We start from the raw sequence: 24,257 nt of genomic DNA on the forward strand, positions 1-24,257 counted from the left end.
TGATGACTTCACCGTTGCTCAGAGTGACCTTCATTTCGGTGCCAGCCGGGTTGGTCAGCGTGGCGGTGTAGATGATGTCGCCGCCTTCAGCGACGGAGCCGGTGGCGGTCAGCTTGAGACCGGTAGTGTCGTCGGTGCCTGGACCGTCGGTGACAGTGGTCACTGGGTTACCGGCAGTGTCCAGCTTCTCGTAGTTACCACCGGTGGTACCGGTGATGCTGTTGGTCAGGTCCGGGTTAGTGGTGTGCACGTTGTTTGGTGCAACGAAGTCCACGGTGCCGGAGCTTTGGCCGACTGGAATGGTGATTTGCTTGGCCAGGTTGATGACCAGCGCGGAGCCAGTCACTGGCGCAGTAACCGACGCGGTGTAGGTGACGACACCGCCTTCAGTGACGCTTGGGGTAGCGGTCAGGGTGACGGTCGAAGTATCGATGGTGTCGGTGACTTCAGTCACGGCCGGGGTGTTATCCACAGCCAGCTTCTCGAAGTCGCCGCCGGTAGTACCGGTGACAGTCACGCTGACTTCGCCCGCGTCGACGTACACATCGTCTTCCGGCGCGGGAACAGTGATGCTGCCTTCGGTCTGGCCTTTGGCAATGGTGATGACTTCACCGTTGCTCAGGGTGACTTTCATCTCGGTGCCGGCTGGGTTGGTCAGTGTGGCGGTGTAAACAATCGAACCACCTTCTTCAACCGAACCCGTCGCGGTCAGCTTGAGACCGGTAGTGTCATCAGTACCTGGACCATCAGTAACGGTAGTCACCGGGTTACCGGCAGTATCCAGTTTCTCGTAGTTACCACCGGTGGTGCTGGTGATGCTATTGGTCAGGTCCGGGTTGGTGGTGTGCACGTTGTTCGGCGCAACAAACTCAACCGAACCAGTGCTCTGACCAACAGGAATAGTGATCTGCTGACCATTGGCCAAAGTAATAACCAGCGCAGAACCGGTAACCGGCGCAGTCACCGAAGCGGTGTAAGTAACTACGCCGCCTTCAGCAACACTGCTGTTCGCTGTCAAAGTGACAGTCGAAGTATCAATGGTGTCAGTAACTTGCGTTACAGCCGGAGTGCCATCTACAGCAACTTTCTCGAAGTCGCCGCCAGTGGTGCCGGTAACAGTGACGCTGACTTCGCCAGCATCGATGTATACGTCATCGGCAGGCGCGGCAACGGTAATGCTGCCTTCAGTCTGCCCCGCAGCAATGGTGATGACTTCACCATTGCTCAGGGTCACCTTCATTTCGGTGCCAGCCGGGTTGGTCAGTGTGGCGGTGTAAACAATCGAACCACCTTCTTCAACCGAACCCGTCGCGGTCAGCTTGAGACCGGTAGTGTCATCAGTACCTGGACCATCAGTAACGGTAGTCACCGGATTACCGGCAGTGTCCAGCTTCTCGTAGTTGCCGCCGGTGGTGCCAGTGATGCTGTTGGTCAGGTCCGGATTGGTAGTGTGCACGTTGTTCGGCGCAACAAACTCAACCGAGCCAGTGCTCTGACCAACAGGAATAGTGATCTGCTGACCATTGGCCAGAGTAATAACCAGCGCAGAGCCAGTCACCGGCGCAGTAACCGAAGCGGTGTAAGTGACCACGCCGCCTTCAGCAACACTGCTGTTCGCGGTCAGGGTGACAGTCGAAGTATCGATGGTGTCGGTAACTTCGGTGACCGCCGGCTGGTTGCTGACCACCAGGTTTTCGAAGTTGCCGCCATCGACCTTGTCGATGCTGACGCTGACGTTGCCGGCATCGACATACACGTCATCGCTCGGCGCCGGCACGGTGACGCTGCCTTCGGTCTGGCCGGCGGCGATGGTGATCACCGCGCCGTTGCTCAGGGTCACGGTCACCGGGGTGCCGGCCGGGTTGGTCAGGGTCGCGGTGTAGATGATCGAGCCGCCTTCGGCGACGCTGCCGGTGGCGTTCAGGCTCAGGCCGGTGTCATCGATCGAGTCGGTGATGGTGGTGACCGCCGGGTTCGGGTTCGGTACCAGGTTCTCGAAGTTGCCACCAGTGGCGCCAGTGATGGTGGTGCTGACGCTGCTGCCGTTGTTGTAGACGTCGTTCGGCGGCGTCTGCACATCAACGGTGCCGGTGGTCTGGCCGGCGCCGATGGTGATGGTGCTGCCGTTGGACAGGGTGACGGTCACCGGCGTCTGCGCCGGGTTGGTCAGGGTGGCGGTGTAGGTGATCACGCCGCCCTCGGTGACACTCGGGTTGGCCGTCAGGCTGACCGTGGTGGTGTCGATGGTGTCGGTGATCTGGGTCACTGCCGGGGTGGTGTCCGGGGTGATGATCAGGCCCGCGCCGCCGGTGGTGCCGGTGATGGTCGCGGAGATTTCACTGCCGTCCAGGTACACGGTGTCGTTCGGCGGGATGGTCACGCTGACGCTGCCGGTGGTCTGCCCGGCGCTGATGACGATGACCTGGCCGTTGGACAGGGTCACGGTCAGGTCGGTCAGCGGTGGCTGGCCCAGGGTGGCGGTGTAGATGATTACGCCACCCGCCTCGGTGATCGACGGCGTGGCACTCAGGCTCAGGCCGGATTCGCGCGTAGGCGTGGTGGTGTTGGGGTTGTTGGCATCGTCCAGGCCGCCCAGTTCCTGGGTCGCAGCGCCGGTGGCAAAGCCGATCGGGCCGGTTGGGAAGCCAATGGTCGGGTCGACCGAGCCTGCCGTGGCGTCGAGCATGACGAAGCTATGGCCACCACCGGCCGCGCCGCCGCTACCGGCGGCCGACGGGCCTGCTGCGGTGGCTTCGAGTTCGGTGGTCGGGTCAGCGCCGGCGGCGATGGCCTGCTGCAGCTCTTCGACCGAAGGCGCAGCCTGGGCGGTTGCTGCCGCCAGGTCAGTGCTGCTGTCCGGGGCCTCGGCACTCCACTGGGTGTCACGGCCCAGGTCCAGGGTGCGGCCGTCGGCCAGTTCCAGGGTGACGGCGCCGGCCAGGCCAGTGAGCACCTGCTCGCCAGCGAACAGGCGGTCACCTTCGATGAGTACACGTTGAATCCCTTCTGGGGATACGGCGATTACTTGGCCAACAATGCTTTTGACGATGGCAACAACACTGCTCATTGGACTCTCCGGGCTACCCGTTCAATTTGGCTTCCATGCCAGCCGGCGCTGAATTGCCGCTTTCTGATGGAATGTTTCAATAGTATGTTTGGTGCTTTTGACGTCAATATATTGTCGATAACTGTTGGCTATTAAGTTTATGCCAAAGTATTGACCTTCCTGCTGCCATCCTAAACAATCAGCACCGTAATGTCACATTGATATTTGAGCGGCTGCCACTCTTCCTCCGTACGAACCAAGTACCCCTTCGGAAGTTTCCGACATAAGGTCATTCCGGTTGCCATTTTCTAATGCAGCAACGATTTCTGCTGTGATTTGGGACAAGACGTCCCTGGGAAAAAAGTTAAATGCGCGCGTCACTGTTCACTGCTCTTCCTTTCGTCCTCGCCACCAGTTTCGTTCAAGCACAGAGCCTGCCAGAGGCCATGCAGAAAGCCCTCGAGGTACACCCGGAAATCCAGGCCGGGGTCAACAGCCGAATCGCTGCCGATTACCAACTGCGCGCCGCCAAGGGTGGTTACCTGCCACGTGTCGATGTGCTCGCCGGTTATGGCCGTGAAGGTACCGACAGCCCGAGCACCGGCAACCGCTGGGAAACCCTCAACCGTGGTGAGTCGAGCGTGCGCCTGCGGCAGATGGTCTTCGACGGTTTTGCCACCTCGAGTGAAGTTGGCCGTCAGCAAGCCACCGTCAACTCCCGCGCCTACTCGCTGCTGGGCGCCTCCGAGCGCACCGCGTTGACCGTTGCCCAGGTTTACCTGGACGTCCTGACCCGTCGCGAGATGGTCCGCCTGGCAGAAGACAACCTGCGCAGCCACGAACGCATCTATGACCAGATCAAGCTGCGCACTGCCCGTGGTGTCGGCCGCCTGGCCGACCTTGACCAGGCCGAAGCGCGCCTGGCCCAGGCCCGCAACAACCTGATCACCGAGCAGACCAACCTGGCCGATGCCAAGACCAACTACCTGAGCGTGGTCGGTCAGTTGCCGGACGAGTTAAGCAGCCCTGCGCCGTTTGTCGACCTGTTGCCGGCCAACCTCGACGAAGCCCGTCAGCAGATGGTCGAGAGCAGCCCGATCCTGCGTTCGGCAGAGTCCGATATCGCCGCGGCGGAGAAGCAATACGAGGCTGCAAAGTCTACTTTCTATCCGCGTTTTGATGCAGAACTCGGACGGACGGCCGATAACGATCTGGATGGCATGAACGGCCACAACAACGAATGGCAGGCTATGCTGCGTATGAGTTTCAACTTGTATGCCGGCGGCAGCAACAAGGCCGACCTGGAATCCAAGTCGTACCTGACCAATCAGGCGCTGGACATTCGCAACAATGCCTTGCGCCAGCTCAATGAGGAGCTCGGCCTGGCATGGAACGCTATGGACAACGCCAATGCGCAGGTGCCGATCGCCCAGCAATACGTCGATCACAGCAACAGTGTGCGCAGCGCCTACCAGAAGCAGTTCAGCCTGGGCGAACGTACCTTGCTAGACTTGCTCGACAGCGAGAATGAACTCTTCACTGCCCAGCGCCGTCTGGCTGAAGTGAAGAACAGCCAAGTGTTTACTCAGTACCGAATCAAAGCGACCATTGGTCAACTGCTCAAGAGCCAGGGTGTTGTCGCACCGATGGCCTCCGTGGTGCAGAACGACCTTAAACCGAAAGTGAACCTGCCAGGCATGAACTGAGGTTCACTGTTATAGCCAACCGCAACCGTTAAGAGAGCCCGCGTGGAATCAGAAGTCAGTCGAGTCCAGCTCAGCCATGATCCACGCAGTCAGCACGACGATCCGTTGCTGGACAGCCTGCTGTCTCTCTGCGTGCTGCACCAGAAGCCCGCCAGCCGGGCCATGCTGACCACCGGCCTGCCGTTGCCTGCCCAGCGCCTGAGCCCGGAGCTGCTGCCGCGTGCGGCGGCCCGTGCCGGCCTGCAGGGGCGCTTGCTGCAACGCAAGCTGGAGCAGATCCCGAGCATCGCCATGCCGGCGATGCTCCTGCTCAAGGACGGTCGCAGCACGGTGTTGCTCGGTTGGGAGAATGAGGACACCGCGCGCCTGTTGCTCAGCGAGAGCGACGGCGGCGAGGTGCACGTCAGCCGCGAAGCGTTGCTGAGCGACTACAGTGGCCGGGTGTTCTTCGCCCAGCCGCAGCACAAGTTCGACGTCAACCACGGCAACCTGATTCCGCGTGCGCGTTCGTGGTTCCGTGACACCCTCAAGCGCAGCCGCTGGCTGTACATCGACGCCATCGCCGCAAGCCTGGTGATCAACCTGATCGCCCTGGCCGCGCCGCTGTTCGTGATGAACGTCTACGACCGCGTCGTGCCCAACCAGGCCACCTCGACCCTGTGGGTCCTGGCCCTGGGGATTTCCGGTGCCTACATCTTCGATCTGATTCTCAAGGGTTTGCGCAGTTTGTGCCTGGACCTGGCCGGGAAGAAGACCGACCTGATCATCTCGGCGACGCTGTTCGAACGCATCGTCGGCATGGCCATGAAGTACCGGCCGGCACGGGTCGGCAGCTTTGCCCAGAACATTCATGAATTCCAGGGCCTGCGCGATTTTCTTGCCTCGCTGACCCTGACCAGCCTCATCGACCTGCCGTTCACCCTGTTGATCCTGCTGGTGATCGCCATCATTGGCGGGCACCTGGTGTGGATTCCGATCATCGCCTTCCCGCTGGCCCTGGGTATCGGCTACGCCCTGCAAAAGCCGCTGGTGGCGACCCTGGAGCGGACCATGGCCCTGGCCTCCGAGCGCCAGTCGAGCCTGATCGAAACCCTCGCCGGGCTCGATGCGGTCAAGGTCAACAACGCCGAAAGCGAACGCCAGTACATGTGGGAGCAGACCATCGGCACCCTCAGCCGCCTCGAGCTGCGGGTCAAGGTGCTCTCGGGCCTGGCGATGAACATTACCCTGCTGATCCAGCAACTGGCCGGCGTGGCGCTGATTTGTGCCGGCGTCTACCAGATCATGGCCGGCAACCTGAGCATGGGCGGCCTGATCGCTTGCTACATGCTCAGTGGCCGGGCCCTCGGCCCACTAGGCCAGCTTTCCGGTTTGCTGACCCGTTACCAGCAAGCCAAGGTGACCATGGTCTCCACCGACCAGATGATGGAGCTGCCGCAAGAGCGCAACTTCGAAGAGCGCCCGCTGAGCCGTCAGGTACTGCAGGGCGCCATCGAGTTTCGCGGCGTCGATTTCACTTATCCCAACCAGCAGAACCTGGCGCTCAAGGGCGTCAATGTGTCGATCCGCCCCGGCGAGAAAATCGGCATCATCGGTCGCAGCGGCTCGGGCAAGAGCTCGCTGGCCAAACTCATCGTCGGCCTCTATGAAGCCGATGCCGGCTCGTTGCTGGTCGATGGCGTCGACATCCGCCAGATCGACGTCAGCGAGTTGCGCCACAACATCGGCTACGTGCCCCAGGACATCCAGCTGCTGGCCGGTACCCTGCGCGACAACCTGGTCAGCGGTGCGCGCTATGTCGAGGACGAAATGGTCCTGCAGGCGGCCGAGCTGTCCGGGGTTCACGAATTCGCCCGGCTGCACCCGCAAGGTTACGAGCTGCAGGTCGGCGAGCGTGGCCAGAATCTTTCCGGTGGCCAGCGGCAGAACGTCGCCCTCGGCCGCGCCTTGTTGCTCAACCCGCAGATCCTGCTGCTCGACGAACCGACCAGCGCCATGGACAACACCGGTGAAGAACGCCTCAAGCAACGCCTGCAAGCAGTTATCGAGAACAAGACCGTGGTCCTGGTGACGCACCGGGCTTCGCTGTTGTCACTGGTCGACCGCCTGATCGTTGTCGATCGCGGGCAGATAGTCGCGGATGGCCCGAAAGCCGCCGTCATGGATGCGCTGAAGAAGGGGCAGATCAGTGTTGCTTAAGATGGATATGGGCCAGATCAAGGACAGCCTGCGCAGGTATTTCAAAGGTTCCGAATCGCTCAGCGGCCAGCCGCTGCCCGAGGTCAACAAGGCGCTGATCGAAGATGCGCCGCGCATCGTGCGCCTGACCATCTGGGGGGTAATCGGATTCTTCCTGTTCCTCGGGCTCTGGGCCAACTTCGCCATTATCGACGAAGTTACCCGTGGCGAAGGCAAGGCGATTCCGTCGTCGAAACTGCAGAAGATCCAGAACCTGGAAGGCGGCATCGTCGCGCAGATCTACGCCAAAGAAGGCGAGATCGTCGAAGTCGGTGACCCGCTGCTGCGCCTGGACGACACCCGTTTTGTCTCCAATGTCGGCGAGACTGAGGCTGATCGCCTGGCCATGGCCCTGCGCGTCGAGCGCCTGAGCGCCGAGGTTGAAGACCGGCCGCTGAAGATCGACGAAGAAATCCGCAAGGCTGCGCCAAGCCAGGCCGCCAACGAAGAATCCCTGTACCAGAGCCGTCGCCAGCAACTGCAAGACGAAATCGGCGGCCTGCAGGAGCAACTGGTACAGCGCCAGCAAGAGCTGCGCGAGTTCAGTTCCAAGCAGGGCCAGTACCGCAACAGCCTGCAACTGCTGCGCCAGGAAATCAGCATGTCCGAGCCGCTGGTGGCCCAGGGCGCAATCTCCCAGGTTGAAGTGCTGCGCCTCAAGCGTGCCGAGGTTGAAAACCGCGGCCAGCTGGATGCCACCTCGCTGGCGATCCCGCGGGCCGAATCGGCGATCAAGGAAGTCGAGCGCAAGATCGACGAGACCCGCGGCAAGTTCCGCAGCGAAGCCCTGACCCAGCTTAACGAGGCGCGCACCGACCTGAGCAAGGCCCAGGCCACCGGCAAGGCCCTGGACGACCGGGTCAACCGGACCCTGGTGACCTCGCCGGTGCGCGGTATCGTCAAGCAGCTGCTGGTCAACACCGTTGGCGGTGTAATCCAGCCGGGCAGCGACCTGGTCGAAATCGTCCCGCTGGACGACACCCTGCTGGTCGAAGCGCGCATCCGCCCGCAAGACATCGCCTTCCTGCACCCGGGGCAGGAGGCGATGGTCAAGTTCACCGCCTATGACTTCACCATCTACGGCGGCCTCAAGGCCAAGCTCGAACAGATCGGCGCCGACACCATCACCGACGAAGACAAGAACACCTTCTACGTGATCAAGCTGCGCACCGAGCGCAGCCACCTGGGCACCGACGAGAAGCCGCTGTTGATCATCCCGGGGATGGTCGCTTCGGTGGACATCATCACCGGCAAGAAGAGCGTGCTGAGCTATCTGCTCAAGCCGATCATCCGCGCCCGGGCCGAAGCGCTGCGCGAGCGCTAAAAGCATCGCTGGCAAGCCAGCTCCCACAGTTGGACTTTGTGGGAGCTGGCTTGCCAGCGATGAGGCCCTGAAGCTCACCATATGCTTATGCACTAAAGATATTTAAATTCTTCCTCTTATGACTTTATAGTCACTCCCCTGCGTACCTGCCGACCAATCGGCGCGCCGCACGACCGAATCAACACGGAACACCGTGAGTTTCTGATCGATGCGCGCACCTTTGGGCGCGCTCTGCGTGGGAGTGAATCATGTCAGCGGCCTCTAACGCCTTGTCGTCCATCGACAGCGCACAGCAGCAAGCGTTCGAAATCCTGCCGTTCAGCGGTGCCGTCGGCGCCGAGATCATCGGCCTGGACCTGAGCAAGCCCGTCAGCGGCGAAGATTTCACCCGGATCCACCGGGCTCATCTCGACCACCACGTGCTGGTGTTTCGCGACCAGCGCATCAGCCCCGAACAACAGATCGCCTTCAGCCGCCGTTTTGGTGAGCTGCAGATCCACGTGCTCAAGCAGTTCCTGCTCAGCGGCCACCCGCAAATCCTCATCGTCTCCAACATCGTCGAGAACGGGCAGAACATTGGCCTGGGCGACGCCGGCAAGTTCTGGCACTCGGACCTGTCATACAAGGAACTGCCAAGCCTGGGCTCGATGCTGCACGCCCAGGAGCTGCCCAGCGAAGGCGGCGACACCCTGTTCGCCGACATGCACAAAGCCTGGGACGGCCTGCCCGAGGCCCTGCGCAAAGCCGTTGAAGGCCGCAGCGCCGCGCATTCCTATACCGCTCGCTACAGCGAGACCAAGTTCGAAGGCAACTGGCGCCCGACCCTGACTGCCGAGCAACTGGCGCAGGTGCAGGAAGTGATTCACCCGGTGGTGCGCACCCACCCGGAAAACGGCCGCAAGGCGCTGTTTGTCAGCGAAGGCTTCACCACCCGCATCGTTGGCCTGCCCGACGATGAAAGCCGGCAGATCCTGACCGAGCTCTACGCCCACAGCGTGCTCGAGCAGAACATCTACCGCCATCAATGGCAGCCCCATGACCTGGTGTTCTGGGACAACCGCTCGTTGATCCACCTGGCCAGCGGCTGCCCTGCGCACCTGCGCCGCAAGCTGTACCGCACCACCATCCAGGGCGATGCCCCGTTCTGATCTTTCGAGGAGTACAGCATGCGCAAATCAATCAGCCGCCTGGCGGCCAGTATCGGCCTGGGTGCCAGCCTGCTCGCCGGCAGCCTGGTGGCGCCGGCCACGGCCCAGGCCGAAGGTGAAATCCGCGTTGCCGAGCAGTTCGGCATCGTTTACTTGCTGCTCAACGTGGTGCGCGATCAGAACCTGATCGAAAAACACGGCAAGGCGCAGGGCATCGACATCAAGGTCGACTGGACGCAATTGTCGGGCGGTGCTGCGATCAACGACGCCTTGCTCTCAGGCTCGGTGGACATCGCCGGTGCCGGCGTCGGCCCGCTGCTGACCATCTGGGACCGCACCCAGGGCCGCCAGAACGTCAAGGCCGTGGCTTCGCTGGGCAACTTCCCTTATTACCTGGTCAGCAGCAATCCCAAGGTCAAGACCATCGCCGACTTCAGCGAGAAAGACCGCATCGCCCTGCCGGCGGTGGGTGTCTCGGTGCAGTCGCGCTTTTTGCAGTACGCCGCCGCCAAGCAGTGGGGCGACAAGGAATACAACCGCCTCGACAAATACACCCTGGCCGTCCCTCATCCGGATGCCACCGCAGCCTTGCTGGCCGGCGGCACCGAGCTGAACGCGCACTTCTCCAACCCGCCGTTCCAGGACCAGGTATTGGCCAACAAGGACGTGCACGTGGTGCTCAACACCTACGACCTGCTCGGCCCGAACTCGCCGACCGTGCTGTTCGCCACCGAAAAATTCCGCAATGACAACCCCAAGACCTACAAAGCCTTTGTTGATGCTCTGGCCGAAGCCGCCGAGTTTGCCCAGAACGACAAGGCCGCCGCAGCTGACACCTACATTCGCGTGACCAAGGCCAAGATCGACCGCGAGGCGTTGCTGAAGATCATCGACAACCCGCAGTACGAATTCAGCGTGACGCCAAAAAACACCTACCCGCTGGCCGAGTTCCTCTACCGCGTGGGCGCGATCAAGCACAAACCCGAATCCTGGAAAGACTACTTCTTCCAGGACGAGAAACCGCTGCAAGGGAGCTGACCGGATGAACACCCCATTGCCAGGCCACACGGTCAGCAAGCTGAGCAGCGTCGCCACGCCGCCGCTGCTGCAGGTGGATAACGTAAGCCTCGAATACCGCACCGCGCAGCGCGTGGTGCGGGCTACCCATCAGGTCAGTTTCGAAGTGGACAAAGCCGACCGCTTTGTCCTGCTCGGGCCTTCGGGCTGCGGCAAGTCGACCCTGCTCAAGGCGGTGGCCGGCTTCATCGAGCCCAGGGAAGGGCAGATCCGCCTGCAGGGCCAGGCCGTGCAGGGCCCGGGCCCGGACCGCATCGTGGTGTTCCAGGAGTTCGACCAGCTGCCGCCGTGGAAAACCGTCAAGCACAACGTAATGTTCCCGTTGCTCGCCTCGGGCACGCTCAAGCGCAAGGAGGCAGAACAGCGCGCCTTGCACTACCTGGAAAAGGTCGGTCTGGCGGGTTTCGCTGATGCCTATCCGCATACCCTGTCGGGCGGCATGAAAGCCCGCGTGGCGATTGCCCGGGCGCTGGCCATGCAGCCAAAGATCCTGCTGATGGACGAACCCTTCGCCGCCCTCGACGCCCTGACCCGGCGCAAGATGCAGGAAGAGCTGCTGCTGCTCTGGGAAGAGGTGCGCTTCACCCTGTTGTTCGTTACCCATTCGATCGAAGAGGCGCTGGTGGTCGGCAACCGCATCCTCCTGCTGTCGCCCCATCCGGGCCGGGTACGCGCTGAAATCCATAGCCACCAGTACAACCTGCAAAGCCTTGGCGCCAGTGATTTCCAGGCCTCGGCGCGGCGTATCCACCGCTTGCTGTTCGACGATGATGCCCAGGTCGAGCACGACCCGGCGATGGGTTTCGCCGACATTCGCATTGCCTACTGACCGGGAGTTTTGCCATGACCACGATTGTTACGCCGCGTCAGGAATACGAAGTGGTTCTCGAACCGTTGCTCAGCGTTCCGCTTGAGCGCCAATTGCCGCTCGGCCAGCGCCTCTGGCAACAGGGCTGGCTGCGCAAGGGCCTGATCCTGATTCTGCTGGCTCTGGCCTGGGAAGCCATCGCCCGCTATCAGGGCAACGACCTGCTGCTGCCGAGCTTTTTACAAACCGCCGCGGCCCTGTACGACGGCCTGCTCAGCGGCGAGTTGCTGGCCAAGGTTGGGGTGTCACTGGTGGTGCTGCTCAAGGGTTACCTACTGGGCATCGTTCTGGCTTTTGGCCTGACCAGCCTGGCGGTGTCGACCCAGTTCGGCCGCGACCTGCTCAGCACCCTGACCTCGATGTTCAACCCCTTGCCGGCGATTGCCTTGCTGCCCTTGGCGCTGCTGTGGTTCGGCCTGGGCGACAACAGCCTGATCTTTGTGCTGGTGCATTCGGTGCTCTGGGCCCTGGCGCTGAATACCTACGCCGGCTTTCTTGGCGTCAGTGAAACCCTGCGCATGGCCGGGCGCAACTATGGCCTGCGCGGATTGCGCCTGGTCGTGCATATCCTGATTCCGGCGGCGCTGCCGTCGATCCTCTCGGGGCTGAAGATTGGCTGGGCCTTTGCCTGGCGCACGCTGATCGCCGCCGAGCTGGTGTTCGGCGCCACCAGCGGCAAGGGCGGGCTGGGCTGGTACATCTTCCAGAACCGCAACGAGCTGTACACCGACAAGGTGTTCGCTGGCCTTGCGGTGGTGATCTTGATCGGCTTGCTGGTCGAGAGCCTGGTGTTCAACTCTCTGGAGCGCATCACTGTGCGCCGCTGGGGCATGCAGCGCTGAGCGGCTCAGGCGCTTTGGTACTGCGCCGCGGCATTGTTGAGGGTTTCGGCAATTTGCTGGCGCAGGCTCAGGGGCTGCTCGACGATCAGCCCGTCACCCTGGCTCAGTAGCCACCAGCGCAACTGCCAGCTGTTGCTGACAGTAGCTTTGAGGCGGTGCCCGGCGTCCAGCGGGGTCAGGTGCATATCGGCCGACAGCGGCGTCTCGCGCACCAGGCGGGCGAGGTTGTCGCTGATCCAGGCCTGCAGTTCGATCTTGTCGGTATCGCCGAACTGCAGGGCGTCGCTGCGCAGGTACGCTTGCAGGTCGAAGGCGCGCAGGCCTTCGGTGGGGCTGTCGAGAATGCGCAGTTTGCGAAAGCGATGCACGGCGAACTGGCGAATGTCGGTATAGGGCGCAGCGGTGGCAATCAGGTAGCTGACCTGGCCGCGCTGAATCAACGCCAGCGGGTTGAGGGTCAGTTCGCTGAGCTTGTCGTTGTGCGCCGAGTAGTACTGGCAGTGCAGCTGGTATTCCTCAAGCAGCGCATGCTGCACGGTCTCGAGGATACTGTCGGGCACTTCCGGGGCCTGCATGTTCATGTCCGGGCGTACGCTGGCGACCTTGTCCAGCCAGCGCGCCACCTTGTTCGCTCCCGACAGGTGTTCGAGTTTCTGCCGGGCATGGCTGAAGCGCGGGTCCAACACCTTGAGCATGCTCCCCGGCAACAGCGGGCGTACCGCCTCTTCCACCAGCGCCAGGCTCAGCGCCTCACTGACACTGATACCGCGCAATTCAATGCAGGCGTTGGCTGCCCAGTGCCAGCCGTACGGGATGCTCTTGTCGTTGCGCTCCAGCGGGAAAATCAGCGAAAGCTCGTTGAGATCGCGTTCGATGCTGCGCTTGCTGATGGTGAATCCTGCGTCCTGCAGGCGGCCAACCAGCTCGGCACTGGTAATGCCCGGTGAGCGGCTGGGCAACTGGCGCAGCAACTCCCATTGGCGGCTGAGGGTGGCGCGTGTCGTGGCGGAGGGCAAAAGGTGGCGTCCTTGTCTAGGCTTGCGGTTGTAGCATGGCGCCAGCGCAGTGATATGGCAATTAGCCATTTATGTATCCAGATCAAGGATGAAGCAGTTGAGTGCCCTAACTGAATCGTTCGCGACAGGTTTTGTCGTGGCCGTGCGCAGAATCACGCCTCATCACTCCCGCTGTTGGATCTGTGGGTAGTTCAATGAGGACGAACATGTCAGCTGCAAGCAACATCTACCCACTGCTTGAGCGCCTGTTGCCCGAGCGGATCATCCCTGCGCCCGGCCGCCCTGGCCGCCTGCAGCGGTTGTACGCCGGGGTCGGCATGCCCAGCCAGCGGGCAGTGCTGGGCGAGAGTTTCGCCCTGATCAGCCGCCTGGACGAAGCCAGCGACCTGCAGGCGGTGTACGACGACCTGCGCGCCCAGGCCCTGGAAGGCAACGTCGGCGCGCTCAACGACCTGGGCTGGATCTGGCTCAATGGCAAGTACTGGCGCGCCGACCCGACCCTGGCCGGGCACCTGCTGCGTATGGCGGCCCTGCAGGGCAGTGCCGCAGCCTGGTTCAACCTCGGCCAGCAGCATTACTTCGGCAAGGGAGTGGAGGTCGCCTATGCCAGTGCGGCAGAGTACTACCAGCAGGCGTTCGAGCGTGGCCTGGAACACGCCGCTGCGGCGTTGGGTGATCTCTACGAAGAAGAAATCTGTGACAGCGACAGCCAGGACTGGCAGGTCGACCTGCAGCAGGCCTACCGCTGGTTCCTGCGCGGCGCCCAGCGCGGTGACGCACGCTGCCGCTTCGAGGTCGGCTATCGCCTGCTGCATGGGCTGACGGTCAACGTCGACAGCAAGGCCGCCGTGTACTGGCTGGAACTGGCCGCAGTGGCCGGGGTGATGCAGGCTGCCGAAGAGCTGGCGGTGCATTTCAGCGAGGTCAACAACGCCCTGCGTTACCTGTTCTGGCGCGAGCAGGCGATCAGCCTGGGCAGCAAGCTGGCGCTGAACATGAAGCTGGACGATCAGCTGCAACCTTGAACATGACGTTTGTCAGCCACTATTGACGGCAGGGGCGGTGATCGAAGAATATTGATAGTTAGCAAACTATGAATATAGCCACGAACCTCCCTTCATGACCCTCGACGCACTGCAACTCAACATCAGCAGCGGCATGGTGGTGGCCGGCCGGCACTGGCGGCGCATCTGCCAGGCGACCCTGGCCGGCTACGGCATTTCCGAAGCCTGCGCGGTCCCTTTGCTGATGATCGTGCGCCTGGGCGATGGCGTGCACCAGGTCGCCGTAGCCCAGGCGGCGGGGCTCGAAAGCCCGTCGCTGGTGCGCCTGCTCGACCAGCTGTGCAATGCAGGCTTTGTCTGCCGTACGGAAGATCCGGTCGATCGCCGGGCCAAGGCCCTGAGCCTGACCGCCAGCGGTCGGGTATTGGCCGAAGCCATCGAAGGCGAACTGGTGCGCCTGCGCCGCGAAGTGCTGCAGGGCATCGACGAAGCCGACCTGCTGGCCACCCTGCGTGTGCTGCGCGCCTTCGAAGACGCTGCCCAGCGCACCCCGGGCGTGCCGACGTGAACGGTTTTTTCAGCTCGATGCCGCCGGCGCGCGACTGGTTCTACGGGGTGCGCACCTTTGCCGCGTCGATGATCGCCCTGTACATCGCCTTGCTCATGCAACTGCCACGGCCTTACTGGGCCATGGCTACGGTGTATATCGTCTCCAGCCCGTTCGTCGGGCCCACCAGTTCCAAGGCCCTGTATCGCGCCATGGGCACCTTGCTCGGCGCCGCCGGGGCGGTGTTCCTGGTGCCGCTGCTGGTGCAGACACCGGTGCTTTTGACCGTCGCCGTGGCCTTGTGGACCGGCACCTTGCTGTTCCTCTCGCTGCACCTGCGCACCGCCAACAGCTATGCGCTGATGCTGGCCGGCTACACCCTGCCGATGATTGCCCTGCCGGTGGTCGACGACCCGTTGGCAGTGTTCGACATTGCCTCGTCGCGGGCCCAGGAGATCTGCCTGGGCATCGTCTGTGCGGCAGTGGTCGGAGCGATCTTCTGGCCACGGCGCCTGACCCCGGTGCTGGTTGGCGCCACTGGCAACTGGTTCAACGAGGCGATCCGCTACAGCGATACCTTCCTGGCCCGCGAGGCGACTGCCGATAAAGTCGGCGGCTTGCGTGCCTCGATGGTCACCACCTTCAACTCGCTGGAGCTGATGATCGGCCAGTTGTCCCATGAAGGCGCACGGCCGCAAACGGTGAAGAATGCCCGCGAGCTACGTGGGCGGATGATCCACCTGCTACCGGTGATCGATGCCCTCGACGACGCCTTGCTCGCCCTTGAAGGCCGTGCTCCGGCCCAGAGCGAACAACTGCAGCCATTGCTGAGCGAAGCCCGCGCCTGGCTGCAGGGCACCGCGCAGGATTCATCGCCGGCACGCTGGTCGGCGTTGCGTGCGCACATCGAACATATGCAACCGAGCGCCGCCGCCCTTGATGAGCGCGCCTCGCTGCTGCTGTCCAACGCGCTCTATCGGCTGGCTGAATGGGCCGACCTGTGGCAAGACTGTTGCAGCCTGCAGCACGCCATCCGCAACGAAGACCTCTCGCCCTGGCGCGCGGTGTATCGGCACTGGCGCCTGGGCCGGCTGACGCCGTTCTTCGACCGGGGGCTGATGCTCTACTCGGTGTTCTCCACCGTCAGCGCGATCATCGTTGCCACCACCCTGTGGATTTTGCTCGGCTGGGGCGACGGCGGCAGCGCGGTGATTCTCGCCGCCGTGGCCTGCAGCTTCTTTGCCGCCATGGACGATCCGGCGCCGCAGATCTACCGGTTCTTCTTCTGGACTTCGCTGTCGGTGCTGTTTGCCAGCCTTTACCTGTTTCTGGTGCTGCCCAACCTGCATGACTTTCCGATGCTGGTGCTGGCCTTCGCCATACCGTGCATCTGCGTCGGCACCCTGACCGTGCAGCCGCGCTTCTACCTGGGCACCTTGCTGACTATCGTCAACACCGCCTCGTTCATCAGCATCCAGGGCGCCTACGACGCCAACTTCCTGACCTTCATCAACGCCAACCTGGCCGGGCCGGTGGGCTTGCTGTTCGCCTTCGTCTGGACCTTGGTGGTGCGCCCGTTCGGCGTTGAGCTTGCGGCCAAGCGCCTGACCCGTTTCAGCTGGCACGACATCGTCGGCATGACCCAGCCGGCGACCCTGGCCGAGCACCGGCACCTGGGCGTGCAGATGCTCGACCGGCTGATGCAGCAACTGCCGCGCCTGACCCAGACCGGCCAGGACACCGGCACCGCCCTGCGAGACCTGCGCGTGGGCCTGAACCTGCTCGACCTGCTGGCCTATATGCCACGGGTCGGCGCGCAGCCGCGCCAGTTGCTGGAGCGGGTGGTGGAAGAGGTGGGCGAACACTTTCAGGCCTGCCTGGACGCGCGCCGTCGGCTGCACGCGCCCGAGGTGCTGTTGCAGAGCATGGAGCGCGCCCGTCGCGCCCTCAACCTCAACGACCTGGCCGACAGCGCCGAGGCCCGGGTGCACCTGTTGCACGCCTTGAGCGGCCTACGCCTGGCGCTGTTGCCGGGGGTCGAGGTGGTGCTTGAGCCATCCGACGATCAGCAACAACTGCCCTATGGCATCGATGGAGCGCCGCTGTGATCGGAGATCTGGATATCAGCGGGGTGTTCCTGCCCACGCTGCTGGTGATGATGGTCGTCACCTATTTGCTGTTTCTCGGTGTGCACGCGCTGCTCAACCGCGTGCATTTCTACCGCCTGGTCTGGCACCGGGCGTTGTTTAACGTTGCGCTTTACGCCGTGCTGCTCGGCACGGTCGATCACTTTTGCCGAAACCTGATGCTGCCATGAAAAAACCCTTGTTGACCCTGGGCCGCGTGGTCCTGACCCTGCTGGTAGTGACGCTGGCGACCGTGTTGGTCTGGCAGATGGTCATGTACTACATGTTCGCCCCCTGGACCCGGGATGGGCACATCCGCGCCGACGTGATCCAGATCGCCCCTGATGTTTCCGGTTTGATCCAGCAGGTAGAGGTACGCGACAACCAGGTGGTCAAGCGTGGCGACGTGCTGTTCACCATCGACCAGGACCGCTTCCACCTGGCCCTGCGCCAGGCCCAGGCGACCCTGGCCGAGCGCAAGGAAACCCTGGCCCAGGCCCAGCGCGAAGCCCGGCGTAATCGTGGCCTGGGTAACCTGGTGGCCGCCGAGCAACTGGAAGAGAGCCAGTCGCGCCAGGCCCGCGCCGAATCGGCCCTGGCCGAAGCCCAGGTGGCGGTGGATGCTGCGCAGTTGAACCTCGACCGTTCGGTGGTGCGCAGCCCGGTTGATGGCTACCTCAACGACCGCGCGCCGCGTGCCCACGAGTTTGTCAGTGCCGGGCGGCCGGTGCTGTCGGTGGTCGACAGCGACTCCTACCACGTCGATGGCTACTTCGAAGAAACCAAGCTGGCCGGCATTCACATCGGCCAGGCTGTGGATATCCGCGTGCTCGGCGACAACACCCGCCTGAGCGGGCGGGTGCAGAGCATTGCCGCCGGTATCGAGGACCGCGACCGCAGCAGCGGCGCCAACCTGCTGCCCAGCGTCAACCCGGCGTTCAGCTGGGTGCGCCTGGCCCAGCGGATCCCGGTGCGGATTGCCTTCGATGAGGTGCCGGCAGACTTTCGCATGATCGCCGGGCGTACGGCGACGGTGTCGATCCTTGAGGACAAGGGCCAATGAAACGGCTGTCACTGCTCGGCTTGAGCCTGCTGCTGTCGGCCTGCCAGATGGTCGGGCCGGACTACAACGTGCCCGAGGATGCCGCGATCCAGCGCGCCGACTTGCAGGGCCAACTGCGCCAGGACGCCAGCAGTGTGGTCTCGGCGCCCGTGCCGAAAGACTGGTGGCACCTGTATCAGGACGAACGCCTCAATGAGCTGGTGCGCCAGGCCCTGGCGGCCAACAGCGAACTGCGTGTGGCGGCGGCGAACATCGCCAAGGCCCGTGCCCAGGTCGAAGAGGCCGAAGCCCAGGGTGGCCTGAACGGCGGTGTGAAGCTGGGCGCCCAGCGTTTGCAGGAGTCCGGCGAAGCCTTTTTGCAACCAGAGAAAGTGCCGGTGGCCAACATCGGCGAGGCGATCATCAGCGCGTCATACCAGTTCGACCTGTGGGGCACCCTCAAGCGTGGCGTCGAGGCCGCCCAGGCCAATGCCGACGCGACCCAGGCCGCCGCCGATACCGCACGCATCACCCTGGTGGCCGACGTGGTACGTGCCTACACCCAGGTCTGCGCGGCCAACGAGGAATACCATATCGCCCATGAGTCCCTGGACCTGCAGCAGCAGAGCGTGACCCTGACCCAACGCCTGCGCGATGCCGGGCGTGGTGACGAAACCCAGGTGACCCGCTCGCAAACCCAGTTCAAATCCTTGCGCGCCGAGCTGCCGCGTTACCAGGCTGCGCGTGAAGCGGGCCTGTACACCTTGTCGATGCTGCTGGCCAAGCCGCTCAACCAGTTGCCGGCCGGAACCGCCGATTGCGCCGAGCTACCGCATATCGCCCAGGTGCTGCCAGTGGGCGATGGCGCCGCGCTGCTCAAGCGCCGTCCGGATGTCCGCCAGGCCGAACGCAGCCTGGCCGCGGCCACGGCGACTATCGGCGTAGCCACCGGGCAGTTGTATCCGGACATCAGCATCGGTGCCCAGGTGGGCACCATCGGTATCCTGGAAAATCTCGGCAAACCTGCGACCAACCGCTGGGGCTTCGGCCCGCTGCTGACCTGGAATGTACCGACCAACGGTTCGCGGGCGCGCATCCGTGAGGCGCAAGCTTCGACCCAGGCGGCGCTGGCGCATTTTGACGGGGTGGTGCTCAACGCCATTCGCGAAACCCAGACCAGCCTTGCGCAATACAGCGCCTTGCTCGAGCGCCGCGATGCCTTGGCCGATGCCGAGCGTTCGGCGCAACTGGCGGCAGACCAGACCCATAGGTTTTACCAGGCCGGGCGGGAGTCGTTCCTGGCGGACCTGCAGGCGACCCGCACCTACACCGAGATGCGCGCGCAATTGGCGGCGGCCAATACCCAGGTGGCGATGGGGCAGATCGGCTTGTTCCTGGCATTGGGTGGTGGTTGGTAAAAGCGGCAAGGCTGCGCCTTGCATCGCTGGCAAGGCCAGCTCCCACAGGTGCTGTGTAAACAGAGCACTTGTGGGCGCGCCTTACTTATCCACAAGCCCCTTGAGCATCTCGATCGGCAACGGAAACACGATGGTCGACGACTTGTCGCCGGCAATGCTGCCCAGGGTCTGCATGTAGCGCAGCTGCATCGCCCCCGACTGGCGGCCGAGCATTTCTGCCGCTTGCATCAGTTTCTCCGAGGCTTGCAGTTCACCTTCGGCATGGATCACCTTGGCCCGCCGCTCACGTTCAGCCTCGGCCTGGCGGGCAATGGCGCGGATCATCGACTCGTTGAGATCGACATGCTTGATCTCGACGTTGGCCACCTTGATGCCCCAGGCATCGGTTTGCGCATCCAGCACCTGGCGGATGTCCAGGTTCAGCCGTTCGCGCTCGGCCAGCAGTTCGTCCAGCTCATGCTTGCCCAGCACCGCGCGCAAGGTGGTCTGCGCCAGTTGGCTGGTGGCCATGAGAAAGTCCTCGACCTGGATGATCGCCTTCTGCGGGTCGAGCACGCGAAAGTACAGCACCGCGTTGACCTTGACCGAGACGTTGTCGCGGGTGATGACATCCTGTGGCGGCACATCCAGCACCACGGTGCGCAGGTCGACCCGGACCATCTGCTGGATCCCCGGAATCAACAGCACCAGCCCCGGCCCTTTGACCCGCCAGAAGCGCCCGAGCTGGAACACTACCCCGCGCTCGTATTCACGCAGGATGCGAAAGGCCGACAGCAACAATACCGCCAGCAGCGCCAGCAAGGCGCCAAAGCCCAGTTCGAAAAACATCTCAGTCTCCTTGCGCCGGTGGTTGTGCCTCGGCGCTGACGTCCAGTAGTACGCCCTTGCGTGTCATCACCCGGACGCGTTGCCCCACCTGCAGTGGCGTCTGGCACTGGGCCTGCCACTGTTCACCCTGCGCCTGCACCGAACCGATGAACGGGTCGCTGTCATTGACCGCCATCACCGTCGCCAGGCTACCCACCAGCCCGGCATCGCCACTGACCAGCGCGCGCTGGCGCGCCTTCATGGCCATGCCCAGCACGCCGCCGAGCAGCAGCGCCGAGAGCAGGGCGAGGGTCAGGATCAGCGCCAGGGGGATGCCGAAGCCGGGCACGTCGGTGTCCATCAAGATCACCGCGCCGACCACGAAGGCAACGATGCCGCCAAAGCCGACCACGCCAAAACTGGGCAGGAACGCCTCGGCAATCATGAAGGCGATGCCAAGCAGGATCAGCGCCGCGCCGGCATAGCTCACCGGCAACAACTGCAAGGCATACAGGGCCACCAGCAGACAGATACCACCGATCACCCCGCCGACCCCGGAGCCCGGGCTCATGAACTCGAACATCAGCCCGTAGATACCGATCATGATCAGGATCAGCGCCACGCTGGGGTTGGTGATCACCGCCAGCAGGCGCGTGCGCCAGTCCGGCTCGCGTTCGATGATGCTGACGTTGGCGGTGTGCAACTGCACGGCTTGGCCGGCGGCTTCGAGGCTTTTGCCATCGAGCTGGCGCAGCAGGTCGGGCAGGTCGTTGGCGATGCGGTCGATGACTTTCAGGCGCAAGGCTTCGTTGGCTGGCAGGCTGACCGATTCGCGTACCGCCTGTTCAGCCCAGTCGGCATTGCGCCCGCGCAGTTGCGCCAAACCGCGAATATAGGCGGCAGCGTCGTTGATCTGCTTGCGGGTCAGGGTGTCTTGTTCGCTGCTCGGTGCTGGCTTGTCGCCGGTGGGCGCAGCCGGGTCTTTCGGCGGGCCTGGCATCCCGCCAATCTGCACCGGCGTGGCGGCGCCGAGGTTGGTGCCCGGGGCCATGGCCGCGACATGGCTGGCGTAGAGAATATAGGTGCCGGCGCTGGCCGCCCGGGCGCCACCGGGGGCGACGAAGGCAGCTACTGGCACGGGGCTGGCGAGGATCGCCTTGATGATCGCGCGCATCGAGCTGTCGAGCCCGCCCGGGGTGTCGAGGCGGATGACCACCAATTGCGCCTGCTGCGTCTTGGCCTGCTCCAGGCCGCGTATCAGGTAGTCGGCACTGGCCGGGCCGATGGCGTCGTCGATACTCAGTACCAGCACCGGATTGCCGGGCGCAGCCACACCGCTCGTCAGGGCGCCGAGCATCAATAAAACCAGCAGGTGCCGACACCAGCGAGCGATCACCTGAATTCACCCGGGCTGTGCGTGTCCAATAAGTTTAGTCGGCTGCTTGCGGCAGCACGGCCTAAACTTCAGAAGTGGGGGCGCTGTATCCGGAGGTGCATCATGCGTATGGCAAAAACCCTGCAGCAGTGCCTGGACAAGGCCGGCTGCGATTACGACATCATTTCTCACCCGCACTCATCCACCAGCCTTGAGTCGGCCCGTACCGCTGGTGTGCCCGCCGAGCGGGTGGCCAAGTCGGTCATGCTCGACGACCGCCATGGCAACTATCTGATGGCCGTGCTACCGGCCAACCGTCACCTGGACATGAGCAAGGTGCGGGCCACCGGCGCCTGGCAAATGACCCATGAAAGCGGGCTGCCCCATCTGTTCGGCGACTGCGAGCGTGGCGCCATTCCGGCACTGGGCGATGCTTACTCGATCAAGATGCTGCTCGACCCGACCCTGACCCGTCAGGGCGATATCTATGTCGAGGCCGGTGATCACGATCACCTGATCCACATGAACATGACGCAATACCTGAAACTGGTGCCGAACGCCGAAGTGCGTGAGGTTTGCTGATGATCAACCCACTGCCAGGCTGGCGTCGTGGATGCCCGGCCTGGCCCCAAGGAGTCACGCATGGAATCAAATATTCATCCGTTTTCGGAGCTCTTCAAACAGCTGGGCCTGGCTGATGATGCGAAGGGTATCGACCAGTTCATCACCAGCCACTCGCCACTCAAGGGCGATATCAAGCTGGTGGATGCGCCGTTCTGGACCGACAGCCAGCGGGCATTTCTCAAGGAAAGTATCCTCGAAGACTCCGACTGGGCCGTGCCGTTCGACCAGCTGAACGAGGCGTTGCGGCGTCCGAAAAAATAAACGCCGAGCGGCACATCGACCGGCGAATGGCGTTGCTATGCTCAGGAAAAACAACAAGGGGACAGCGCCAATGAAAGATCCCTATGCCGCCGGTTTCTGGTGTGCCGTGACCGCCCTGGGGCTGCTGACCGTCGGTTATTTCTATGGAATCAAACAGACCCACCAGCTGGGTCAGGCTCTGGTATTTCTTTACGCCGCCGGGGGCGTGATCGGGGCGCTGGCCCTGACCGCGCTGGCGTGGATTGCCTGGCAGCAACTGCGGGTGAGCAAACGCCAGTTGGCCCAAGGGCGAACCTTGGTGGCTATCTGGAACACCAAGGTTGCCTTGCGCCGGGTCGAAACCGTCTTCGACCGTTATTTCTGGGGCAGTTACTGGCAGCCCGGGCGTACCTTCCAGGAGGTAATGGGCGAGCTTGAAGGCACGCCGCTAGAGCAGAGCCTGGAAGCGCTGAAACGCCAATGCCGCGAGCTCGACCGCGAAACCCATGACCACCGCCGCCACTGGCTGGACAACGCCCGCGAGCTGTCTACGGTTGCCACTGCAATGGCCCGGGAGCGTTATCAACTGGACTTGTGCGACTCGCAGCAGAGCAGCGGGCGCGGCGCCGCGGTGCTCAACCGCGACCTGGAAGTGCTGGTGTACACCTGGTCAGCGCGCCTGCGCAGCTTCGACCACCAGCTCGATGAGCTGGAGGGCGAATACCGCTGAGCCCGCCGCGAATCAGTCGCCGCGAATGTACTGTTCCAGTTGCAGAATCATGTTGGCCTGTTCGGCGATGGCTTCCTTGACCAGGTCGCCAATCGACAGCAGGCCCAGCAGCTCGCCGTTCTCGACCACCGGCAGGTGGCGCAGGTGACTGTTGGTCATCATGTTCATGCAGTATTCAACGTTCTGGTGTGGGTCGACGGTAATCACCGGCGCACTCATGATCGCGCTGACTGGCGTGCCCACCGAACTACGGCCCTTGAGCACCATCTTGCGCGCGTAGTCGCGCTCACTGACGATCCCCACCACACGCCCGTCCTGCACCACCGGCAGGGCACCGACGTTCTTCTCGGCCATCAACCTCAGCGCATCGAGCACCATGTGGTCGGGGCCGATGGTGTGAACCTGGTGGTGCTGCTGGGCTTTTGTTTTTAGAAGCTGTGCCACGGTTTTCATAGAGGCCTCTGCGATGCTGGGAGTGGGTGACGGCAGATAGCTAAAGAATCGTGTACAGATCGCTGCAGGGCAAGGGCGAAAGCGGCATCGATGTGATTGAAAAACGTCATGGGCGCAAAAATGCAAAAGCGGCCAATGATGGCCGCTTTGCTTTGACTCTCGATCAAGCCGTGATCAGGTGTTTTTCGGGTTTGGGCCGAAACGGTTCGGGCCACGCTGGCTGTCCTGGCACAGGAAGATCAGGTTGACGAGCGGGAACAGCAGCCACCAACCGCTACGGTCGGTGTCGTGCATGCGCCGAACGGCTACGGCAATGCCCGGGACCAGCAATGCCACGCTGTACAGGTAAGAGAAGAGCGTGCCGGTACGGAGCTCGCGGTCGAGATAGGGCACCAGCATGTACACCAGGAAGGTGACCAGGATGAACAGCCAGTATTCCTGGCGGCGTGACCGACCGGAGAACAGGGCGTATTTCTTCAGTAGTTCAACGTACCAGATGCCGGCTGGCGCAGGTGCTGCAGTGAAGGTTGCAGCAGGTTGCGCTGCACCGCAGGCTGGGCAAGCCACGGCGCTGTTGTGGATTTCCTTGGCGCAGCCACGGCAAAAAACCATATTCATGTGGTGTC

At 63.0% G+C, this 24,257-nt stretch carries 22 protein-coding genes; 16 read left to right on the forward strand and 6 right to left on the reverse strand.

Annotated features, from left to right (window positions below; genetic code table 11):
• The coding region (locus tag UB48_RS24800; RefSeq protein WP_045201704.1) for a retention module-containing protein at positions 1–3,067 on the reverse strand (3,067 nt) is incomplete at its 3' end.
• A gap of 347 nt (positions 3,068–3,414) precedes the next feature.
• On the opposite strand from UB48_RS24800, the gene UB48_RS24805 reads away from it, so the two are divergent.
• The 7 genes from UB48_RS24805 to UB48_RS24835 all read left to right on the forward strand — a co-directional run bounded on the left by UB48_RS24805 (position 3,415) and on the right by UB48_RS24835 (position 12,249).
• The gene (locus UB48_RS24805) at positions 3,415–4,752 is read left to right on the forward strand and encodes a TolC family outer membrane protein (protein WP_045201706.1); all 1,338 of its coding nucleotides are present in this window, start codon (positions 3,415–3,417) and stop codon (positions 4,750–4,752) included.
• Positions 4,753–4,794: 42 nt separating this feature from the next.
• Complete coding sequence (locus UB48_RS24810; protein ID WP_045201708.1) at positions 4,795–6,951, forward strand: type I secretion system permease/ATPase; 2,157 nt, start codon at positions 4,795–4,797, stop codon at positions 6,949–6,951.
• Between the two features lies 1 nt (position 6,952).
• The gene (locus UB48_RS24815; protein WP_176794307.1) at positions 6,953–8,314 is read left to right on the forward strand and encodes an HlyD family type I secretion periplasmic adaptor subunit; all 1,362 of its coding nucleotides are present in this window, start codon (positions 6,953–6,955) and stop codon (positions 8,312–8,314) included.
• Between the two features lie 248 nt (positions 8,315–8,562).
• Positions 8,563–9,462, forward strand: a complete 900-nt coding sequence (locus UB48_RS24820) for a TauD/TfdA family dioxygenase (protein ID WP_045201711.1) — start codon at positions 8,563–8,565, stop codon at positions 9,460–9,462.
• An 18-nt stretch (positions 9,463–9,480) separates the two neighbouring features.
• Positions 9,481–10,500: an ABC transporter substrate-binding protein gene (locus tag UB48_RS24825; protein WP_045201713.1), complete on the forward strand. Its 1,020-nt coding sequence runs from the start codon at positions 9,481–9,483 to the stop codon at positions 10,498–10,500.
• A gap of 4 nt (positions 10,501–10,504) precedes the next feature.
• Positions 10,505–11,368 (forward strand): ABC transporter ATP-binding protein, encoded by an 864-nt coding sequence (locus UB48_RS24830; protein WP_045201715.1) that lies wholly within the window; start codon positions 10,505–10,507, stop codon positions 11,366–11,368.
• Positions 11,369–11,382: 14 nt separating this feature from the next.
• Complete coding sequence (locus UB48_RS24835; RefSeq protein WP_045201718.1) at positions 11,383–12,249, forward strand: ABC transporter permease; 867 nt, start codon at positions 11,383–11,385, stop codon at positions 12,247–12,249.
• 5 nt (positions 12,250–12,254) lie between these two features.
• Here UB48_RS24835 and UB48_RS24840 read toward each other — a convergent pair whose 3' ends face one another.
• Complete coding sequence (locus tag UB48_RS24840; RefSeq protein ID WP_045201720.1) at positions 12,255–13,265, reverse strand: YafY family protein; 1,011 nt, start codon at positions 13,263–13,265, stop codon at positions 12,255–12,257.
• Positions 13,266–13,471: 206 nt separating this feature from the next.
• Between UB48_RS24840 and UB48_RS24845 the strand changes: the two genes are divergently transcribed.
• From UB48_RS24845 to UB48_RS24870, 6 genes are all read left to right on the forward strand, one after another.
• The gene (locus UB48_RS24845) at positions 13,472–14,290 is read left to right on the forward strand and encodes a tetratricopeptide repeat protein (protein ID WP_045201722.1); all 819 of its coding nucleotides are present in this window, start codon (positions 13,472–13,474) and stop codon (positions 14,288–14,290) included.
• Between the two features lie 94 nt (positions 14,291–14,384).
• The gene (locus UB48_RS24850) at positions 14,385–14,837 is read left to right on the forward strand and encodes a MarR family winged helix-turn-helix transcriptional regulator (protein WP_045201724.1); all 453 of its coding nucleotides are present in this window, start codon (positions 14,385–14,387) and stop codon (positions 14,835–14,837) included.
• Positions 14,834–16,924, forward strand: a complete 2,091-nt coding sequence (locus tag UB48_RS24855; RefSeq protein WP_045201727.1) for an FUSC family protein — start codon at positions 14,834–14,836, stop codon at positions 16,922–16,924. Before UB48_RS24850 ends, UB48_RS24855 begins: the two co-directional genes overlap by 4 nt.
• Positions 16,921–17,133: a DUF1656 domain-containing protein gene (locus UB48_RS24860; protein WP_045201729.1), complete on the forward strand. Its 213-nt coding sequence runs from the start codon at positions 16,921–16,923 to the stop codon at positions 17,131–17,133. Before UB48_RS24855 ends, UB48_RS24860 begins: the two co-directional genes overlap by 4 nt.
• Positions 17,130–18,005: an HlyD family secretion protein gene (locus UB48_RS24865; protein ID WP_045201731.1), complete on the forward strand. Its 876-nt coding sequence runs from the start codon at positions 17,130–17,132 to the stop codon at positions 18,003–18,005. Before UB48_RS24860 ends, UB48_RS24865 begins: the two co-directional genes overlap by 4 nt.
• Positions 18,002–19,402, forward strand: coding sequence for an efflux transporter outer membrane subunit (locus UB48_RS24870; protein ID WP_045201733.1), 1,401 nt, complete (start codon positions 18,002–18,004; stop codon positions 19,400–19,402). The genes UB48_RS24865 and UB48_RS24870 overlap by 4 nt, the downstream gene beginning before the upstream one ends.
• A gap of 81 nt (positions 19,403–19,483) precedes the next feature.
• On the opposite strand, the gene UB48_RS24875 is transcribed toward UB48_RS24870, so the two are convergent.
• The gene (locus UB48_RS24875; RefSeq protein WP_038997749.1) at positions 19,484–20,230 is read right to left on the reverse strand and encodes a slipin family protein; all 747 of its coding nucleotides are present in this window, start codon (positions 20,228–20,230) and stop codon (positions 19,484–19,486) included.
• A gap of 1 nt (position 20,231) precedes the next feature.
• Positions 20,232–21,605: a nodulation protein NfeD gene (locus UB48_RS24880; protein WP_045201734.1), complete on the reverse strand. Its 1,374-nt coding sequence runs from the start codon at positions 21,603–21,605 to the stop codon at positions 20,232–20,234.
• Positions 21,606–21,707: 102 nt separating this feature from the next.
• On the opposite strand from UB48_RS24880, the gene UB48_RS24885 reads away from it, so the two are divergent.
• The 3 genes from UB48_RS24885 (at position 21,708) to UB48_RS24895 (ending at position 23,178) form a co-directional block, all read left to right on the forward strand.
• A complete protein-coding gene (locus UB48_RS24885) occupies positions 21,708–22,166 on the forward strand; it encodes an aminoacyl-tRNA deacylase (RefSeq protein ID WP_045201736.1) in 459 nt (152 codons plus the stop codon).
• Between the two features lie 60 nt (positions 22,167–22,226).
• On the forward strand, positions 22,227–22,469 hold the full coding sequence (locus UB48_RS24890; protein WP_045201738.1) for a DUF2789 domain-containing protein: 243 nt from the start codon (positions 22,227–22,229) through the stop codon (positions 22,467–22,469).
• A 70-nt stretch (positions 22,470–22,539) separates the two neighbouring features.
• Entirely contained in the window at positions 22,540–23,178 is a 639-nt protein-coding gene (locus UB48_RS24895) for a hypothetical protein (protein ID WP_045201740.1), read from the forward strand.
• A 12-nt stretch (positions 23,179–23,190) separates the two neighbouring features.
• Here UB48_RS24895 and UB48_RS24900 read toward each other — a convergent pair whose 3' ends face one another.
• A complete protein-coding gene (locus UB48_RS24900) occupies positions 23,191–23,631 on the reverse strand; it encodes a CBS domain-containing protein (protein WP_010222085.1) in 441 nt (146 codons plus the stop codon).
• Between the two features lie 174 nt (positions 23,632–23,805).
• A complete protein-coding gene (locus tag UB48_RS24905) occupies positions 23,806–24,249 on the reverse strand; it encodes a DUF805 domain-containing protein (RefSeq protein WP_052676576.1) in 444 nt (147 codons plus the stop codon).
• Between the last annotated feature and the right edge of the window lie 8 nt (positions 24,250–24,257).

The organism is Pseudomonas sp. 2(2015), from assembly GCF_000955865.1.
In the GTDB taxonomy this organism is placed as follows: Bacteria; Pseudomonadota; Gammaproteobacteria; order Pseudomonadales; family Pseudomonadaceae; genus Aquipseudomonas.

Excerpts from the sequence above, each read along its gene's own strand:
- UB48_RS24845 (WP_045201722.1), top strand. The coding sequence starts at position 13,472 with ATGTCAGCTGCAAGCAACATCTACCCACTGCTTGAGCGCCTGTTGCCC.
- UB48_RS24835 (WP_045201718.1), top strand. The coding sequence starts at position 11,383 with ATGACCACGATTGTTACGCCGCGTCAGGAATACGAAGTGGTTCTCGAA.
- UB48_RS24890 (WP_045201738.1), top strand. The coding sequence starts at position 22,227 with ATGGAATCAAATATTCATCCGTTTTCGGAGCTCTTCAAACAGCTGGGC.
- UB48_RS24870 (WP_045201733.1), top strand. The coding sequence starts at position 18,002 with ATGAAACGGCTGTCACTGCTCGGCTTGAGCCTGCTGCTGTCGGCCTGC.
- UB48_RS24905 (WP_052676576.1), bottom strand. The coding sequence starts at position 24,249 with ATGAATATGGTTTTTTGCCGTGGCTGCGCCAAGGAAATCCACAACAGC.
- UB48_RS24885 (WP_045201736.1), top strand. The coding sequence starts at position 21,708 with ATGCGTATGGCAAAAACCCTGCAGCAGTGCCTGGACAAGGCCGGCTGC.
- UB48_RS24875 (WP_038997749.1), bottom strand. The coding sequence starts at position 20,230 with ATGTTTTTCGAACTGGGCTTTGGCGCCTTGCTGGCGCTGCTGGCGGTA.
- UB48_RS24825 (WP_045201713.1), top strand. The coding sequence starts at position 9,481 with ATGCGCAAATCAATCAGCCGCCTGGCGGCCAGTATCGGCCTGGGTGCC.
- UB48_RS24820 (WP_045201711.1), top strand. The coding sequence starts at position 8,563 with ATGTCAGCGGCCTCTAACGCCTTGTCGTCCATCGACAGCGCACAGCAG.
- UB48_RS24805 (WP_045201706.1), top strand. The coding sequence starts at position 3,415 with ATGCGCGCGTCACTGTTCACTGCTCTTCCTTTCGTCCTCGCCACCAGT.
- UB48_RS24895 (WP_045201740.1), top strand. The coding sequence starts at position 22,540 with ATGAAAGATCCCTATGCCGCCGGTTTCTGGTGTGCCGTGACCGCCCTG.
- UB48_RS24815 (WP_176794307.1), top strand. The coding sequence starts at position 6,953 with ATGGATATGGGCCAGATCAAGGACAGCCTGCGCAGGTATTTCAAAGGT.
- UB48_RS24900 (WP_010222085.1), bottom strand. The coding sequence starts at position 23,631 with ATGAAAACCGTGGCACAGCTTCTAAAAACAAAAGCCCAGCAGCACCAC.
- UB48_RS24830 (WP_045201715.1), top strand. The coding sequence starts at position 10,505 with ATGAACACCCCATTGCCAGGCCACACGGTCAGCAAGCTGAGCAGCGTC.
- UB48_RS24850 (WP_045201724.1), top strand. The coding sequence starts at position 14,385 with ATGACCCTCGACGCACTGCAACTCAACATCAGCAGCGGCATGGTGGTG.
- UB48_RS24865 (WP_045201731.1), top strand. The coding sequence starts at position 17,130 with ATGAAAAAACCCTTGTTGACCCTGGGCCGCGTGGTCCTGACCCTGCTG.